A 2,595-nucleotide genomic window follows, 5' to 3' on the forward strand; every position below is an offset into this window, starting at 1 on the left:
CGCTGAAAATGCCGGCCTTTGAATGGGTTCATGTGCAGCTCCATCAGCAAAAGGGGATGATAAGTTTATCACCACCGACTATTTGCAACAGTGCCTCTACTCTTGCCACAGGTTTACGAGTAGGTGATTTGGGAGGAAGCGTCTTAGCCTTTGAAGTTGGCGCGAAGGAGAGAATGGCACTCCGTGCAACGCATTAATTACCGCGGATATCCGCCATCACCTACTTGCGCCTGTGTGTACCATTTCATCAGCTCTGCAGTTCCCGGCTCGTTTTCGGCGGGGGCCCATGGGGCGGCATCTTGATCAGCAACAGGCTGGTACCTACCGTGTTTTACCTCAAAAATAACGCCGCCTTCATCCAGTGACAATACGGTATGCCAGGTGCCTGCATCCATCTCCAGCACTTTACAGTCCTCACCTAACACGACGCGCTGGGTCAGGTTACCCAGGTCATCAAAGTTCAATACCAAAAAGCGACCGGTAAGGGATGTCAGCAGTTCAAAAGTATGCGGGTGGCGATGAGGGCGAACATAAGTTCCCGGTTCCATAGCAATAGCCAGACGCTGCACCGGGTCGCTCAATTCAGGGTGGAAATTATGATGGGCACGTAAGCGGGGGGAATTTGCGGCTTGTGCGCTTTGCTTGCGTAGGTCGTTGAAAGTAAGTTGTTTCATATTATAAGCCTTATTGCATTCTTGCAGCTTACGGCAACCAGGTTGCCGTAAGGCTTTTTGTTATACTAACAATCGATTAGCCACGGCATTCGCGGAACAAATCGCGGTCAGGATTATAGACGCTGGTGCTTACGTCCCACAGCCCCAAAATCGATGAGAACAGGTTGTCGTGGGAATATGATTTTTTCGCCGCATTATTTTCAAGGCAAGACATGTTGATGTGTTTCCCGGCGATAAAGCCCGGTGACATCCAGACCTGCATCGGAATATGCGTCTGCTGATCCGGTGCCAGTTTGTACGGCGTGCCGTGCAGATATAGCCCGCTTTCGCCCAATGATTCACCATGATCGGACACATAAAGCAGCACGGTGTTGTACTGATCGCTGTAATTTTTTAGCTTTTCAATCATCTCAGCTAATACATAGTCTGTATAACGAAGGGTGTTGTCGTAGGTGTTGACCAATTGTTCCTGAGTACAGTTTTCGATATCGCTACGTGCACATTCGGGCATGAAGTGGCGATGCTCAGCCGGATAACGCAGGTAATAAGTCGGTCCATGGCTGCCAATGATATGGAAGGCGACAAGCTTATCACCTGGCATTTTGGCGATTTCATCATCAAGGTTTTCCAGCATCACCTCGTCATGGCACGTTTTGCCATCGCACAGTTTCGGGTTATCACTAGGCTTAATTTCGACAGTCGGGATGCGGCTACATACGCCTTTACAACCGCCATCGTTCTCTTTCCATAACAGCGAGACACCGGTTTTCTGCACGATGTCGAGGAAATTTTCACTGTTAGATGCTTTTTTACTGTCGTACTCGGTGCGATTCATATTCGAGAACATGCACGGAACGGATATTGCGGTAGCGGTACCGCAGGAATGCATATTTTTAAACGAAATAACGCCGCCGGATTTGCTGGTAAAGGCATTGGTATCACGCGAATAACCGTTCATCGAGAAATTCTGGCTGCGTGCCGTTTCGCCAATCACCAGGAACATCAGCGTGGGTTTTTCGTGAGCGACGACGCGTTTAGCATCATTCCCCAGCGTCTGGAAAGGCACTTTAGTCGTAAAGTACGTATCCTTAACATACTGGAAAGTGCTGTAAGCGTAGTTCGCCGGGATGATCTCTTTATTCAATGTCGAGTTATTGCGGCCGACAGAGGCATAATCCTGATAATAAAGTGCGGCAACACCTGCAATCAAACTCAACGATGCCAGCACGGAGAGCAAACGGTAAGCAATGCCTTTATACCATTTTTCAGGATATTGAATTTTTATTGAAAAAAGGAGGATGGCAGGAAGGATACCGGTAAAGACGAACCATATAATAATTGAGCCATTAAGATAGGAATGCGCTTCCTGGGGGTTAGTTTCAATAATGTTTTGAATCATCGTTTGATCAAACATTACTTTATATTTTAGTGTCGAATAACTGACCAGTGAGCCAGTGATAAACAGTAAAGCAAAGAAAGGTTTCAGCAGAAAACGAACTGAGAAAGGCATAAAAACAACGTTAAGCGCCGCAACCAGAACAAAGGGAATAGAAATGACAAAACCAATTTTGACATGCTCTAAATGCGACAAAATCTCGTAAAAATGCAGCAATATTGGCCAGTTAAGTAAAAACGCAAAGATCATTGCCAGAAGTAAAACCAGCGGAATAACTTTCACCCTGAAAAGTACAGGCATTAACACCTCCGGAAAATAGTAAACCAGTAAAAACATTGATGATAATTACAACAATTCAATCTAATATTATGATTGCCTTATTCGCTGCAAAGCAGAGATTATCATTCTGAAATCTTAGGTTAACCTTAACGAGGCTTTGTTGAATAAATCAGATTTCGGGTAAGTCTCCCCCGTAGCGGGTTGTGTTTTCAGGCAATACGCACGCTTTCAGGCATACCTGCTTTC

The 2,595-nt window shown here is 46.0% G+C and carries 3 protein-coding genes; 1 reads left to right on the top strand and 2 read right to left on the bottom strand.

Annotation, left to right across the window (positions count from 1 at the left end):
- The coding region (locus ACOTWU_RS25110) for a hypothetical protein (protein ID WP_176543219.1) at positions 1 to 197 on the top strand (197 nt) is incomplete at its 5' end.
- On the opposite strand, the gene ACOTWU_RS25115 is transcribed toward ACOTWU_RS25110, so the two are convergent.
- On the bottom strand, positions 198 to 674 hold the full coding sequence (locus tag ACOTWU_RS25115; protein WP_001572372.1) for a WbuC family cupin fold metalloprotein: 477 nt from the start codon (positions 672 to 674) through the stop codon (positions 198 to 200).
- Positions 675 to 750: 76 nt separating this feature from the next.
- A complete protein-coding gene (locus ACOTWU_RS25120) occupies positions 751 to 2,370 on the bottom strand; it encodes a phosphoethanolamine--lipid A transferase MCR-9.1 (protein ID WP_001572373.1) in 1,620 nt (539 codons plus the stop codon).
- Positions 2,371 to 2,595 lie beyond the last annotated feature (225 nt).

The sequence above is a fragment of the Enterobacter cloacae complex sp. GYL001 genome (assembly GCF_049237125.1).
In the GTDB taxonomy this organism is placed as follows: Bacteria; Pseudomonadota; Gammaproteobacteria; order Enterobacterales; family Enterobacteriaceae; genus Enterobacter; species Enterobacter hormaechei_C.

Bases quoted from the DNA above. Each gene is read 5' to 3' on its own strand.
- ACOTWU_RS25115 (WP_001572372.1), bottom strand. From the start codon at position 674: ATGAAACAACTTACTTTCAACGACCTACGCAAGCAAAGCGCACAAGCC.
- ACOTWU_RS25120 (WP_001572373.1), bottom strand. From the start codon at position 2,370: ATGCCTGTACTTTTCAGGGTGAAAGTTATTCCGCTGGTTTTACTTCTG.